At 63.2% G+C, this 13189-nt stretch carries 13 protein-coding genes; 11 read left to right on the forward strand and 2 right to left on the reverse strand.

Annotated elements, in window-relative coordinates; all coding sequences use genetic code 11:
- The first annotated feature begins 235 nt into the window (after positions 1 to 235).
- The 9 genes from J3A64_RS01270 (at position 236) to J3A64_RS01310 (ending at position 10055) form a co-directional block, all read left to right on the forward strand.
- Positions 236 to 1972 carry a nitrite/sulfite reductase gene (locus tag J3A64_RS01270; protein WP_014922480.1) on the forward strand — a complete coding sequence of 579 codons (1737 nt, stop codon included), beginning with the start codon at positions 236 to 238 and terminating at the stop codon, positions 1970 to 1972.
- Positions 1969 to 2721, forward strand: a complete 753-nt coding sequence (locus tag J3A64_RS01275) for a phosphoadenylyl-sulfate reductase (RefSeq protein WP_011775728.1) — start codon at positions 1969 to 1971, stop codon at positions 2719 to 2721. Before J3A64_RS01270 ends, J3A64_RS01275 begins: the two co-directional genes overlap by 4 nt.
- Positions 2718 to 3677, forward strand: coding sequence for a sulfate adenylyltransferase subunit CysD (gene cysD, locus J3A64_RS01280; RefSeq protein ID WP_014922478.1), 960 nt, complete (start codon positions 2718 to 2720; stop codon positions 3675 to 3677). The genes J3A64_RS01275 and cysD overlap by 4 nt, the downstream gene beginning before the upstream one ends.
- Positions 3678 to 5081: a sulfate adenylyltransferase subunit 1 gene (locus J3A64_RS01285; protein WP_210063487.1), complete on the forward strand. Its 1404-nt coding sequence runs from the start codon at positions 3678 to 3680 to the stop codon at positions 5079 to 5081.
- 99 nt (positions 5082 to 5180) lie between these two features.
- Entirely contained in the window at positions 5181 to 6134 is a 954-nt protein-coding gene (mmuM, locus tag J3A64_RS01290) for a homocysteine S-methyltransferase (RefSeq protein ID WP_210063488.1), read from the forward strand.
- A gap of 154 nt (positions 6135 to 6288) precedes the next feature.
- Positions 6289 to 7440, forward strand: a complete 1152-nt coding sequence (locus tag J3A64_RS01295) for an ABC transporter substrate-binding protein (RefSeq protein WP_011775724.1) — start codon at positions 6289 to 6291, stop codon at positions 7438 to 7440.
- Positions 7441 to 7536: 96 nt separating this feature from the next.
- Complete coding sequence (locus J3A64_RS01300; protein ID WP_014922475.1) at positions 7537 to 8268, forward strand: ABC transporter ATP-binding protein; 732 nt, start codon at positions 7537 to 7539, stop codon at positions 8266 to 8268.
- Positions 8258 to 9202 carry an ABC transporter permease gene (locus J3A64_RS01305; RefSeq protein WP_011775722.1) on the forward strand — a complete coding sequence of 315 codons (945 nt, stop codon included), beginning with the start codon at positions 8258 to 8260 and terminating at the stop codon, positions 9200 to 9202. Before J3A64_RS01300 ends, J3A64_RS01305 begins: the two co-directional genes overlap by 11 nt.
- Positions 9203 to 9488: 286 nt before the next feature.
- Positions 9489 to 10055, forward strand: a complete 567-nt coding sequence (locus tag J3A64_RS01310) for a hypothetical protein (RefSeq protein ID WP_286139772.1) — start codon at positions 9489 to 9491, stop codon at positions 10053 to 10055.
- 156 nt (positions 10056 to 10211) lie between these two features.
- On the opposite strand, the gene J3A64_RS01315 is transcribed toward J3A64_RS01310, so the two are convergent.
- Positions 10212 to 10814 (reverse strand): DUF305 domain-containing protein, encoded by a 603-nt coding sequence (locus J3A64_RS01315; RefSeq protein WP_286176132.1) that lies wholly within the window; start codon positions 10812 to 10814, stop codon positions 10212 to 10214.
- Positions 10815 to 10942: 128 nt separating this feature from the next.
- Complete coding sequence (locus J3A64_RS01320) at positions 10943 to 11377, reverse strand: hypothetical protein (protein ID WP_210063490.1); 435 nt, start codon at positions 11375 to 11377, stop codon at positions 10943 to 10945.
- A gap of 151 nt (positions 11378 to 11528) precedes the next feature.
- Here J3A64_RS01320 and J3A64_RS01325 point away from each other — a divergent pair, with 151 nt between their 5' ends.
- Complete coding sequence (locus tag J3A64_RS01325) at positions 11529 to 12086, forward strand: dihydrofolate reductase family protein (RefSeq protein ID WP_011775718.1); 558 nt, start codon at positions 11529 to 11531, stop codon at positions 12084 to 12086.
- 35 nt (positions 12087 to 12121) lie between these two features.
- Complete coding sequence (locus J3A64_RS01330) at positions 12122 to 13186, forward strand: LLM class flavin-dependent oxidoreductase (RefSeq protein WP_014922471.1); 1065 nt, start codon at positions 12122 to 12124, stop codon at positions 13184 to 13186.
- Positions 13187 to 13189: the final 3 nt, after the last annotated feature.

The raw sequence follows: 13189 nt of genomic DNA on the forward strand, positions 1-13189 counted from the left end.
CCTCGGACTCGGCCGGTACCTCAATGACGCTACAACGATTGGACGAATCCGTCTTGTCACACGTTCAATCCCACAGAGGAGCGTCACGAAAGGGGCCACAAAGCCACAATATGAACCTGCATAAGAAGCCCGCTGCAACAAGGCCGATGAAGCCTTCGTGACGAAATGTTTCCCTAGGTGACTTCGCGTTTCCGGACCTTTGCTGGCGAAAACTGGCCAGACCTACAGTCGATGTATGACAGATACAGCTGTAGCCGGTGCGTCGGCTGAGACCACCAAGCGTCCGGCACGCACCCGCCCTGCCGCCAAGCCCCACGGCCAGTGGAAGGTTGACGGCACCGCGCCCCTCAATGCCAACGAAACCTGGAAGCAGGAAGACAACGGGCTGAACGTCCGTGAGCGGATTGAGTCTGTCTACTCCAAAGAGGGCTTCGATTCGATCGACGGCACAGACCTTCACGGCCGCTTCCGGTGGTGGGGTCTCTACACCCAGCGCAAGCCCGGGATCGACGGCGGCAAGACCGCAACGCTTGAACCGCACGAGCTCGAAGACAAGTACTTCATGCTGCGTGTGCGCATCGACGGCGGTGCGCTGACGACCGAGCAGCTTCGCGTTATTGGCCAGATCTCCGTGGACTTCGCCCGCGGCTCGGCCGACCTCACGGACCGCCAGAACATCCAGCTGCACTGGATCCGTGTTGAGGACGTGCCGGAAATCTGGCGCCGCCTCGAAGGCATCGGACTGTCTACTACTGAGGCTTGCGGCGACGTTCCCCGCGTCATCCTCGGATCCCCGGTCGCGGGCATCGCCAAGGACGAGATCATCGATCCCACGCCGCTGATCCACGAGCTGGCCGAGCGTTTCATCGGCGACCCCGAGCTGGCTAACCTGCCGCGCAAATACAAGACCGCCATCACGGGCCACCCGTCCCAGGACGTGGTGCACGAGATCAACGACTTCGCCTTGGTTGGCGTCGTCCACCCCGAACTCGGCGCGGGCTACGACCTCTGGGTTGGCGGCGGCCTGTCCACCAACCCCCGCCTGGCCGAACGCCTGGGTGTGTTCGTCTCCGCTGACGTCGCCGCTGAAGTATGGCTCGGCGTCACCAGCATCTTCCGCGACTACGGTTACCGCCGTATGCGCACCAAGGCCCGCCTGAAGTTCCTCATGAACGATTGGGGCCCCGCCAAGTTCCGCCAGATCCTTGAAGACGAATACCTCGGATTCAAGCTTCCCGATGGCCCTGCAGCTCCCAAGCCCACGGCTCCCGGTGACCACATCGGCGTTCATGAGCAGAAGGACGGCAAGTTCTTCATCGGCGTGACCCCGACTGTGGGTCGCACCTCCGGCGAGGCACTGGTTACGCTGGCTGACACGCTGGAGAAGCACGGAAGCTACCGCCTCCGTACCACTCCTCACCAGAAGCTGGTCATCCTGGACGTGGCCAAGGAGCAGGTGGAGCCGCTCATCGCCGAACTGGATACCTTGGGCCTCTCGGCTCGTCCGTCCGTGTTCCGCCGCGGCACCATCGCCTGCACGGGCATCGAGTTCTGCAAGTTGGCCATCGTGGAAACCAAGGTCACGGCGGCTACGGCCATCGCTGAGCTGGAGCGCCGCTTGGCCGACCTCGTGGAGACCAAGCAGCTGCCGTCGGCACTGTCCCTCCACATCAACGGTTGCCCGAACTCCTGCGCACGTATCCAGACGGCCGATATCGGCCTGAAGGGCATGATGCTGCCAACGCCCGACGGCGATCCCACCCCGGGTTTCCAGGTCCACCTCGGTGGCGGGCTGGCTAACAACGAGCGCGAGGAAGCCGGTTTGGGACGTACCGTCCGCGGCCTCAAAGTCACGGTGGAAGACCTGCCCGATTATGTGGAGCGCGTGGTCCGGAAGTTCGTCGCCGTGGGCGCAGAGGGCCAGACCTTTGCAGAGTGGGCACACTCGGCAGATGAAGGAGATCTCCAATGACAGATCCCGTCACCATTACCAACCTCGCCAGCGCAGCAGCCCGTCCGTTGCTGCGCTCCCATGAAGAGCTCAAGGCCTTAGCTGAATCAGGTGCTGCTGAGCTGGGCTGGAACGCGCCGGCTCGGGACGTCATCGCCTGGGTGGCCCGCAACTTCGAACTGCCCATGGTGACAGTCGCCTGCTCCATGGCCGATGCCGTCCTGCCGGCTTTGGTCGCGGACCAGCTTCCCGGCGTCGACGTCTTGTTCCTGGAAACCGGCTACCACTTCAAGGAAACGCACCAGACCCGCGACGAAGTTGCGGCCAACCTGCGCGTCAACGTGGTGGACGTCCTTCCGGAAAGCACCGTGGAACAGCAGGACCGCCTTCTGGGCAAGGACCTGTTCGCCCGGGACCCCGCCCAGTGCTGCGCGCTGCGCAAGGTTCAGCCGCTGCGCCGCTCGCTTGCCGGCTACGAGGTGTGGTTCACCGGTGTCCGACGCGATGAAGCCCCCACCCGCACGAATACTCCCGTGGTCACCTGGGATGAAGGCTTCGGCCTGGTCAAGGTGAACCCGATGGTCGACTGGACCTTCGATCAGCTGATCGAGTACTCCGAGGACAACATCCTTCCCGTCAACCCCCTCCTGAGCCAGGGCTACCCGTCCATCGGCTGCCAGCCCTGCACCCGCAAAGTGGCCCCGGGTGAAGACCCCCGCGCCGGCCGCTGGGCAGGATCCGACAAGACAGAATGCGGACTACACACATGAGCACGTACACAACAGAGGAGTCCACGGTGGAAGTTGCAGCGGCAGTTGACGCCCCCTCAGCCGAGCGCCTCTCCAGCTTGGACACCCTCGAGTCCGAAGCCATTCACATCATCCGCGAGGTTGTTGCCGAGTTCGAGAAGCCCGCGCTGCTGTTCTCCGGCGGCAAGGATTCCGTGGTCATGCTGCACCTGGCCACCAAGGCGTTCTGGCCGGGCAAGGTTCCCTTCCCCGTCCTTCACGTGGACACGGGCCACAACTTCCCGGAGGTCATCGACTTCCGCGACCGCACCGTTGAGCGCCTGGGCCTGAAGTTGGTTGTTGGCTCCGTGCAGGAGTTCATCGACCGCGGCGAGCTTGCCGAGCGCGCCGACGGCACTCGCAACCCGCTGCAGACCGTTCCGCTGTTGGACGCCATCCAGCGCAACAAGTTCGACGCCGTGTTCGGCGGCGGCCGCCGTGACGAGGATAAGGCCCGTGCCAAGGAGCGCATCCTCAGCCTCCGCGACGAATTCGGCCAGTGGGACCCGCGCAACCAGCGCCCCGAACTGTGGAACCTGTACAACGGCCGCCACACGGTGGGCCAGCACGTCCGCGCGTTCCCCATCAGCAACTGGACCGAGCTGGACATCTGGCGCTACATCGAGCGTGAGAACATCGAGCTCCCCAGCCTCTACTACGCTCACGAGCGCGAAGTTTTCGCCCGCGACGGCATGTGGCGTGCTGTGGGCGAGGTTTCCCAGCCGCTGCCCAACGAGGATGTCATCACCAAGCTGGTGCGCTACCGCACGGTGGGAGACATGTCCTGCACAGGTGCCGTCGAGTCAGACGCCCGCACTGTGGCCGACGTCGTTGTTGAAGTCGCTGCCTCCACCCTGACCGAACGTGGCGCCACCCGAGCAGATGACCGCATCTCCGAGGCAGCCATGGAAGACCGCAAGAAGGACGGCTACTTCTAAATGAGCACCGAAACATTGGCTGCCGGGCTGGAAACAGCCCTGCCCACAACCCTCTTCCGTTTCGCGACCGCCGGCTCGGTGGACGACGGCAAGTCCACTTTGGTGGGCCGCCTCCTTCACGATTCCAAGGCTATTCTTGCTGACACGCTCGACGCCGTTGCCCGCACCTCTGCGGACCGCGGCTTCGGCGGGGAAAAGGGCGGGATTGACTTGGCCCTCCTGACCGACGGCCTGCGTGCCGAGCGCGAGCAGGGCATCACCATCGATGTCGCCTACCGCTATTTCGCTACGGACCGCCGCAGCTTCATTCTGGCGGACTGCCCCGGCCACGTTCAGTACACCAAGAACACGGTGACCGGCGCGTCCACTGCGGATGCCGTCGTCGTACTCATTGACGCCCGTAAGGGTGTGCTGGAGCAGACCCGCCGGCACCTGTCCGTGCTGCAGTTGCTGCGTGTGGCCCACGTCATCGTGGCCGTGAACAAGATCGACCTGGTGGACTTCAGCGAGCAAGTGTTCCGCGACATCGAAACTGATGTTCAGAAGGTTGCCCGCGAGCTCGGCCTGGGTTCCGATGGCGTTGCTGATCTGCTGGTGGTTCCCGTTTCGGCGCTCGACGGCGACAACGTTGTGGATCGCTCCGAGCGCACCCCTTGGTACACCGGTCCTGCACTGCTGGAGGTCCTCGAAACCCTCCCTGCCGCTGATGAGCTTGAGGCAGAACTGGAAAGCTTCCGCTTCCCGGTCCAGATGGTCATCCGGCCGCAGGGCGCCCTTGCTCCGGATGCTGTTGCTGCCGGGCTCGATGTAGAGGCGTACCGCGATTACCGTGCCTACGCCGGCCAAATCACCGAGGGCTCCGTGAAGCTCGGCGACGAAGTATCCGTCATCAGCCCAGGTCACGAGCCGCGCACCACCACGGTTGTTGGCATCGACTTTGCCGGCCAGTCGCTGGAAGAGGCCGCTGCCCCGCAATCGGTGGCTGTCCGTTTGGCCGACGAGATCGACATCGCCCGCGGCGACACCATCGCTGCAGCCGGGACGGTCCGCGAAAGCACCGCTGACCTGTACGCATCGCTGGCATGGCTCTCGCCGAAGCCGCTCCGCGAAGGCCAGAAGGTCCTGGTGAAGCACGGAACGCGTACCGTTCAGGCGCTGGTCCGGAACGTCACCGGCAAGCTGGACCTGGCTACGTTCAACGTGGAGCCGGCTTCCAACCTGGAGCTCAACGACATCGGACACGCGCAGCTTCGCTTGTCCGCTCCGTTGCCGCTGGAGAACTACCTGCACCACCGGCGCACAGGCGCCTTCCTGGTGATCGACCCCATCGACGGCAACACCCTTGCCGCTGGTTTGGTGAAGGACCACCCGGGCGACCACGAAGACGAACGTTACGTCATCTAGGGTCACACGTAGTCACAAAACCGCAGCTTGTTCGCGACTCCTAACGTTGTACGGCGGGATCAGCGAGCAAGCTGCGGTTTTCTTTTTGGGGAAGGACCCATGCCACAGAACACCACGCTCAGCACCCATCTGGCTACCGGCAAGGACCTGGTTTTGGACGGCGCACTTGCCACGGAACTGGAGGCCCACGGTTGCGATCTTGAGGATCCGTTGTGGTCGGCCAAGGTCCTGCTGGAGCAGCCGCACCTGATCAAACAGGTCCACAAGGACTACTTCGACGCCGGTGCCTCCGTTGCCATCACAGCCAGCTACCAGGCGACTCCGCAGGGTTTCGCACGGCGTGGGCTGGGCGCTGAAGAGTCGCTGGAGTTGGTGGCGTTGAGTGTCCGCTTGGCCGATGAAGCGCGCCGGGAAGCTTTGGCAGATGGCACCGCGAATGGGCCGCTTTTGGTGGCCGGATCCGTTGGCCCATACGGCGCTTACCTCGCTGACGGTTCAGAGTACCGCGGTGATTACACGCTTTCTGCCGCGGAATTCAGGGACTTCCACCGGCCTCGCATTGCTGCGCTGGTGGAAGCCGGCGCGGATTTCCTGGCATGTGAGACGCTGCCGTCATACGCCGAAGCGGAGGCGCTGGTGGAGCTCGTAGCGGAGTTCGACGTCGAATCCTGGTTTACGTTTACGCTGCGGGACAGCGGCCACATCAGCGACGGAACACCGATCGGCGACGTGGCTGTGCTGCTCAGCGCGGAACCGCGCGTGACCGCCGTCGGCGTTAACTGTGTGCCGCTGGAGCTCGTAACGGACGCGCTCGGCACTCTGCACCGCTTCTCGAACAAGCCACTGGTCGCGTATCCGAATTCGGGGGAGAGCTACGATGCCGTGACCAAGACGTGGGCTCCATCGGCGGGCGTTCAGGGCAGTGGAACCTTGGCGGGCAACGCCCCGGATTGGCAGGATCGCGGCGCCCGTCTCATAGGTGGCTGCTGCCGCACAACTCCGCGCGACATTGAAGGCCTGGCAGCGAATATGACGCCACGTGAACCTGCGTGAACCTTGGTTTCTGCGGGATTGAAGCGGAAATATGACAGTCCCTACTGTGAATGCATGACCTCTCCGGAATGGTCCTTGCTTGCCCTCGACGGGCGATGTCACGGGGCCTGATCTTCGCCCCAACTCGCATCCAACATCTCCTTAGGACCCCCTCATGTCGAACACCTCCGAGTCACACAAACCTGATTCCGGTACCACTCGCATTGTCGCCGGTGAGACCGCACCCAAGCCCAAGCGCCGCCGCACCCTGGAAATCGGCTTGGCAGTCGGCCTGGTGCTGCTGATCGGTGCAGGCGCCGCAGTCGCTTCCGCTGTTTCGCAGAACAACCAAGCTGCACCGGCTCCCACCACCACGCCCGCGGCTGAGCTCAAGCTCGGCTACTTCAGCAACGTCACCCACGGCCCGGCGCTGGTAGGCACCAGCAAGGGCCTGATCGCCAAGGAACTCGGCGAAACCAAGCTCAGCACCCAGGTCTTCAACGCTGGCCCCGCCGCGATCGAAGCCCTGAACGCCGGCGCCATCGACGCTACGTACATTGGCCCGAACCCGGCCATCAACTCCTTCGTCAAGAGCAAGGGCGAGTCCATCAGCATCATCGCCGGCGCAGCATCGGGCGGCGCCCAGCTGGTGGTCAAGCCGGAGATCAACTCCGCGGCCGACCTCAAGGGCAAGATCCTCAGCTCCCCGCAGCTTGGCGGAACCCAGGACGTGGCCCTCCGCGCTTGGTTGGGCGACCAAGGATTCAAGACCAACACCGATGGCAGCGGCGATGTGAACATCAACCCCACCGAAAACGCCCAGTCGCTGAAGCTCTTCCAGGACGGAAAGCTCGACGGCGCGTGGTTGCCTGAGCCTTGGGCCTCCCGCCTGGTGCTCGAAGCCGGGGCGAAGGTCCTGGTTGATGAGAAGGACTTGTGGGAAAACGGTGACTTCACCACCACCATCCTGATCGTGAACAAGAAGTTCGCCGCCGAACACCCCGAGACCGTAAAGGCTCTCCTGAAGGGTCACGTTGAATCCGTGAACTGGCTCAACTCGGCTTCTGCTGAGGAGAAGGCAACCACCATCAACGCGGTTCTGAAGGACACGGCAGGCAAGCCGCTTCCGGCCAACGTGATTGAACGCGCTCTGCAGAACATCAAGTTCACCACCGACCCGCTGGCCGGAACGTACAACAAGCTGCTGGAAGACGGTGTTAAAGCCGGAACCACCCAGCAGGCTGACATCAACGGCATCTTCGATCTCCGCACGTTGAACGAGGTTGAAGGCAAGAAGACCTCAGCTGCAGGTCTTGGCCAAGACTAAGCAGTAACGGGCTGGTCCGCTTCCCCTCTTCTTCATGGGGGAGCGGGCCGGCCTTTGGCCACATAAGCTCTACCAATCAACACGAAGGACGGGACCATGCCAGTCGTACTCGAGAACCTGGGCAAGCGCTTCGGCGATGGCGCCCCGGTGCTGGACGACGTCAACGCCACCATCGCTCAAGGCGAATTCGTCGCCCTCCTCGGTGCGTCCGGCTGCGGTAAGTCCACCCTGCTGAACATCATGGCGGGACTGGAACCGCCGACGTCGGGCGCTCTTGAAGTGCCCAGCGACGGCGCAGCCTTCATGTTCCAGGACGCGGCCCTGTTCCCTTGGCTGACGGCGCGGGGCAACATCGAGTTGGCTTTGCAGCTGGCGGACAAGTCCAGCACCAAGGCGAGCCGGCGTGCCCGCGCAACCGAACTGCTGGAACTGGTGCACTTGGGCGGCGCGGGGGACAAGCGTCCCCATGAGCTGTCAGGCGGCATGCGGCAACGCGTTGCTTTGGCCCGTTCCTTGGCACAGGACCGGCAACTGCTGTTGATGGACGAGCCGTTCGCCGCCCTCGACGCCATCACCCGCGACCTCCTCCACGACGAGCTTGAGCGGATCTGGAAGGAAACCGGCCGGACCATCGTGTTCGTTACCCACAACGTGCGCGAGGCCGTCCGTCTCGGCCAGCGGGTGTTGCTGCTGTCCTCGCGTCCCGGCCGCGTTGTGGCCGAATGGGACGTCACCGAGGAGCATCGCACTGATCCGGGACGTGCTGGGGAGCTCACCGGAACCATCACGCGCCGCCTTCGCGAGGAGATCCGCCGCCATGCCAAGTAACCCCATCACCACCGAAGAGCGGACCCTTCCCGTGACAGATTCCAAAGAGCACATCACCTCGCCGTCGCTGAAGGGCAACGCCTCGGAACTACGCGACCTCGAAGCCGGCCTGGACAACCTCCAGTCGGATAGCGGGCGCAAGGCCGGCATCGAATGGAAGCGGGTGCTGCTGCCCGTTGCCGCCCTGGTGGTCCTCATCCTGGCGTGGCAGTTCTACGTTTCGCTCGAATTCAAGCGGCGCGACCTCGTTCCCGGACCCTTGGACGTCCTCACCCAGTTCGTCACAATGTGGGGCGAAGGTAAAGTCCAGGAAGCAGTGTGGACGTCTCTGCAGCGTGGTGTGATCGGCTTCCTGATTTCGGTGGTCATCGCGACGCCTGTAGGGCTGATCCTGGCTCAGGTGGCTCCTTTGCGCCGTGCGTTCGGGCCGCTGATTTCCGGTTTGCAGGTTCTACCGTCTGTGGCTTGGGTTCCTGCTGCGATCATCTGGTTCGGCCTCACCGACGCCACCGTATACTTCGTTGTTTTCATGGGCGCCATCCCGTCCATCATCAACGGGCTCATCTCCGGTGTGGACCAGATCCCGCCGCAGTACCGCAGCGTGGGCACGGTCCTTGGGGCCAACCGTCTCCAGATGGCGCTGCAGATTGTCCTGCCGGCCGCACTTCCCGGTTACATCGGCGGTCTGAAGCAGGGCTGGGCTTTCTCTTGGCGATCCCTCATGGCCGCTGAAATCATCGCGGTGGGCGGCACCATCGGCTTTGGGCTGGGCTCGTTGTTGGATCAAGGCCGACTCTTGTCCGACATGACCATTGTGATGTCCGCGATCCTTCTGATCCTGTTCGTGGGAATCTTGATCGAGCTCCTGGTGTTCGGGCCGATCGAAAAGCGCTTGCTGCAGCGCCGGGGTTTGCTGGCGGGCAGCAGCCGCTAGACCTTGGCGGGTTCCACCTCTTCGCGCCACCAGCACTCCTTCGCGCCGGGCGCACCCTTTCGGCGTCGGGTCCGCGCCCTTTCGCGCCGTTTGCACCGGTGGTTACAGGTGCGCTTGGCGGAACCCGTAGCGAGCGGCATGGGGCGCGACTCAAACGTCCGACGGCGACCTCCCGCCGTCGAGCCTTTTCTTACCGAGGTCTGGTGCTCCTGAGGGCGGGCTGTTACTTTTCGGAGAGCCTTCAATTGGGGGAGGCGGTTTTAGGGTTCATGTGAGAGGCGGCCTGATGCTCGTGTCCCGGAGGCTCCTGGTAACAAGCGCAGCAGTTGGCCTCATGGCGGTCTCCGCGTGCGGGAGTCCGTCCGCGAAACCGGATCCCGAATCCGTGGCCTCCATACAAGCCGTCATCGAGCAAGCCATCGATCGTAGGAATCATCAGATTGTTTCCGGGCTGGCGCCAAGCACCGACGAGATTGACCACTACTTCGCCCCGTCTGCCGTGGCTGCAACGGAACAGGAATATCTGAAGCTTCGCAGGAAGGCCGAAGACCTTCTTCGCCATGGGGTTGCCTTCACGGACAGCAGGTCGGAAGTAACCATCAAGGAGTTGACGCTCGTTGATGGTGGGGCGCACGCCATCGCGTCGGAGCTGACTCATTTGTCGCATGCACCTGTGGCTGGGGTGACGGGACCTGACGAGGGTTACGTCTACGAGCAGAAGTTTGAGTTAGTGAGGGTGGGAAGCGAGTGGAGAATCGAGAGCGCGGGACCAACCAACCCGGAGCCAATGCCTCCCACCACAGTCGTTGATCCACGAAGTGAAGCAGCAGCGGGCGAGGCCCACGCGAAGTAGCGCACCCTTTCGGCGTCGGGTCCGCGCCCTTTCGCGCCGTTTGCACCAGTGGTTACGGGTGCGTTTGGCGGGAAACGCTGCGAGTCACGCAAACGCAACGCAAAAGCCCGACGGCGACCTCCCGCCGTCGGGCTTTTGCGTCACGGTACCGCGGCGCTAGAGACCGGCCAGGAGGTCCTTCATTTCCTGGATCTCCTGCTCCTGTGAGGTCACGATGTCCTTGCTGAGCTGGACGGCGTCGGGGTTCTTGCCTTGGCTTGTCTCGGTCTTGGCCATGGTGACGGCGCCTTCATGGTGGGCGATCATTTGGCTCAGGAAGAGCTTGGCCGCCTCCATGCCTTGGGAGCCATCGAGTTTCAGCAGCTCGGCGTCGCTCAGCATGCCGTCCATGCTGTGACCACCGTGGCCGGACATGGTGGACGACTCGTTCCAGCTCTTGAGCCAAGCCGTCATCTTGTCTATTTCCGGTGCCTGCGCTGCTTTGATCTTTGTTGCCAGAGCGATGACAGACGCAGGGATGTCCTTCTTGGCCAGCATCGCGTCGGACATTTCCACTGCTTGGGCGTGGTGGGGAATCATCATTTGGGCGAACATTGTGTCCGCCGCATTGTGCTCGGAGGTGCTGCTGTTGGCAGACGCGGTGGTGTTGCCGTGATCCATGCCCGGCATCGAATCGGAAGCGGGATTCGAAGCACAGCTGGCCAATGCGATCAGGCCTGCAAGAGCGGCCCCTGGGACAATGAAGCGCTTTTTGTTCATCAGTGAATGGTCCTTTGCCAATTCAGGCGGCACGGTGGTCGGCCGCCAAGGGTAAGCAGATGGGCCCCGAAAACGTGGGACCAGGTATGGCGAAGTCGGGCCTGCATGCCGTTGGCCCGTTCCAATGCTTACGTCCTGCTGATGCTGAGTTGCCCGGGTGTGGGCGCGTCTGGCCGATAGGACCAGAAAGGCGGGGGTTCTTGGTGTCCCTGGGTTGCGGAGATGATGGCAACGGCGGTACCTGGAGGCGGCGCAGCCAAGGAGCCGGTTTTCAAGGAAGGGATGCAGTTGGCGTTGTCGGCCTGGACGCAGGAGCAGCCTCCAGACGTGCACCTGTCCGCTTCCGCAGGCGAAGGCCCATGGAGAAGCTGCGAAGAGGCGTGCGCGTGAGGTGATGAATCAGGGGCTACTTCCGGAGACACAGAGTCGGCCGAGTGAACGCCATGGGATCCGCTGACCACATGCATGCCAAAAATGCCCGCAATCACAGCTGCCACCAGAAGCAGGAGCGAGAGCCGTCCGGAGATGGTGGAAAGAGCTCGAGGGAACACTAGCCTGTTCACGATGCTCTTCCACCTCCTTATCGTCCAACAGCAGCATACCCCCGGAGGGTATAGCCTTCAAGGATTCGGCTTTTCGGCTGCACCATTTCGCACGCCTGTATGCCCTCGTCCAGACGCTGCGCTATTGCCCTCGGCGGCCTAGAATCGTCGAATGGGCCGTCTAACGTTCAGCATCAACGTCACTTTGGATGGTTGTGTTGACCACCAGGAGGGCATCGCCGATGACGAGACGCACGCCCACTTCACACGACTCCTGGACCAGAACGGCGCAATGCTCTGGGGCCGCACCACCTACGAAATGATGGAAGTCTACTGGCCCTTGGTGGCCCGCGGGGAAGTGGACGCGCCCCAGGCGTTGCGCGAGTGGGCGGTCAAACTCGAAGCCAAGCCGAAGTACGTCGTCTCGGCGACGCGGAGCGACTTCCCTTGGACCAACAGTCATCATGTCGCCGGGGAGCTGCGCACGGCGGTGCAGGAACTCAAGGACAGGACTCCCAACGGGGTGCTCGTAGGCAGCGGCAAACTCGCCACAGAGTTGGACCGATTGGATCTGATCGACGACTACAAATTCCTTATCCACCCCATGATCACCGGCCACGGCCCCACCCTGTACCAAGGCGGACTGCCCGGCACCCGGCACCTCGATCTGATCTCCGCGACGCCGCTCAGCAACGGCGTGGTGGCAATGCACTATCGACGCGCTGATTGAGGAATGAGCCGGCACGGGTCAGCGTTGTTCCGGACATGCACAAGAAACGGATCGGCTTCCTGTCCTTCGGCCACTGGGCGCGGGTCCCTGGCTCGCTCGTCCCAACGGCTGGCGAAGCGCTCAAGCAAGGAATCGAGCTAGCAGTTGCCGCGGAGGAGCTGGGCATAGATGGCGCCTTCTTCCGTGTCCACCACTTCGCCCGGCAACAGGCCTCGCCCTTCCCGCTCTTGAGCGCGATCGCCGCGCGGACCAGCCGCATCGAAATGGGTACCGGCGTGATCGACATGCGCTACGAGAACCCGCTCTACATGGCCGAGGAAGCCGCGGCTACGGACCTCATCAGTGACGGCAGGCTCCAGCTTGGCGTGAGCCGTGGTTCACCCGAGCCCGCCCGGAATGGTGCCGCGAACTTCGGGTACGTCCCAGCCGACGGCGAGGACGGCGGCGACATGGCCCGCCGCCACACCGCCCTGTTCCGCAAAGCCATCGCAGGGCACGGTGTCGCCGAGGCGGATCCCCATTACGCCGGAGGGGCCACAGGTTTGCTGCCTATCCAGCCCCAGTCACCAGGCCTGCCACAGCGGATCTGGTGGGGCGCCGGAACCCGGAAGACGGCCGTGTGGGCAGCCGAGCAAGGCATGAACCTCATGAGCTCCACTCTTCTCACGGAGGACACGGGTGTGCCCTTTGACGAGCTGCAGGCCGAGCAGATCCATATGTTCCGCGAGGCCTGGGCCGCTGCCGGGCATGACTTCGAACCGCGAATCTCTGTGAGCCGCAGCGTGATCCCCATCGTGGACGACATCGACAACCACTACTTCGGCCTCCGTGCCCAGGCAGACAGCCAGGACCAGGTAGGCATTCTCGACGGCGCGTTGTCCCGTTTCGGGAAAAGCTACATCGGCGAGCCGGACGCGTTGGCCGAGGAGCTGGCCAAAGACGCGGCAGTCCAGGCAGCCGACACGATCCTGCTCACAGTGCCGAACCAGCTGGGCGTGGACTACAACGCCAAGCTGTTGGGGAACGTCGCGAAACACGTTGCCCCGGCTTTCGGGTGGAGCGCCAACGACCAAAAGTCGCTTCAGGTCCCGTTCGATTAGGCT

The organism is Pseudarthrobacter sp. PvP004, assembly GCF_017876035.1.
Classification (GTDB): Bacteria; Actinomycetota; Actinomycetes; order Actinomycetales; family Micrococcaceae; genus Arthrobacter; species Arthrobacter aurescens_A.

What these genes read in the sequence shown, in the direction of transcription:
- J3A64_RS01270 (WP_014922480.1), top strand. Translation starts at nt 236, where the DNA reads ATGACAGATACAGCTGTAGCCGGTGCGTCGGCTGAGACCACCAAGCGT.
- J3A64_RS01275 (WP_011775728.1), top strand. Translation starts at nt 1,969, where the DNA reads ATGACAGATCCCGTCACCATTACCAACCTCGCCAGCGCAGCAGCCCGT.
- cysD (WP_014922478.1), top strand. Translation starts at nt 2,718, where the DNA reads ATGAGCACGTACACAACAGAGGAGTCCACGGTGGAAGTTGCAGCGGCA.
- J3A64_RS01285 (WP_210063487.1), top strand. Translation starts at nt 3,678, where the DNA reads ATGAGCACCGAAACATTGGCTGCCGGGCTGGAAACAGCCCTGCCCACA.
- mmuM (WP_210063488.1), top strand. Translation starts at nt 5,181, where the DNA reads ATGCCACAGAACACCACGCTCAGCACCCATCTGGCTACCGGCAAGGAC.
- J3A64_RS01295 (WP_011775724.1), top strand. Translation starts at nt 6,289, where the DNA reads ATGTCGAACACCTCCGAGTCACACAAACCTGATTCCGGTACCACTCGC.
- J3A64_RS01300 (WP_014922475.1), top strand. Translation starts at nt 7,537, where the DNA reads ATGCCAGTCGTACTCGAGAACCTGGGCAAGCGCTTCGGCGATGGCGCC.
- J3A64_RS01305 (WP_011775722.1), top strand. Translation starts at nt 8,258, where the DNA reads ATGCCAAGTAACCCCATCACCACCGAAGAGCGGACCCTTCCCGTGACA.
- J3A64_RS01310 (WP_286139772.1), top strand. Translation starts at nt 9,489, where the DNA reads ATGCTCGTGTCCCGGAGGCTCCTGGTAACAAGCGCAGCAGTTGGCCTC.
- J3A64_RS01315 (WP_286176132.1), bottom strand. Translation starts at nt 10,814, where the DNA reads ATGAACAAAAAGCGCTTCATTGTCCCAGGGGCCGCTCTTGCAGGCCTG.
- J3A64_RS01325 (WP_011775718.1), top strand. Translation starts at nt 11,529, where the DNA reads ATGGGCCGTCTAACGTTCAGCATCAACGTCACTTTGGATGGTTGTGTT.
- J3A64_RS01330 (WP_014922471.1), top strand. Translation starts at nt 12,122, where the DNA reads ATGCACAAGAAACGGATCGGCTTCCTGTCCTTCGGCCACTGGGCGCGG.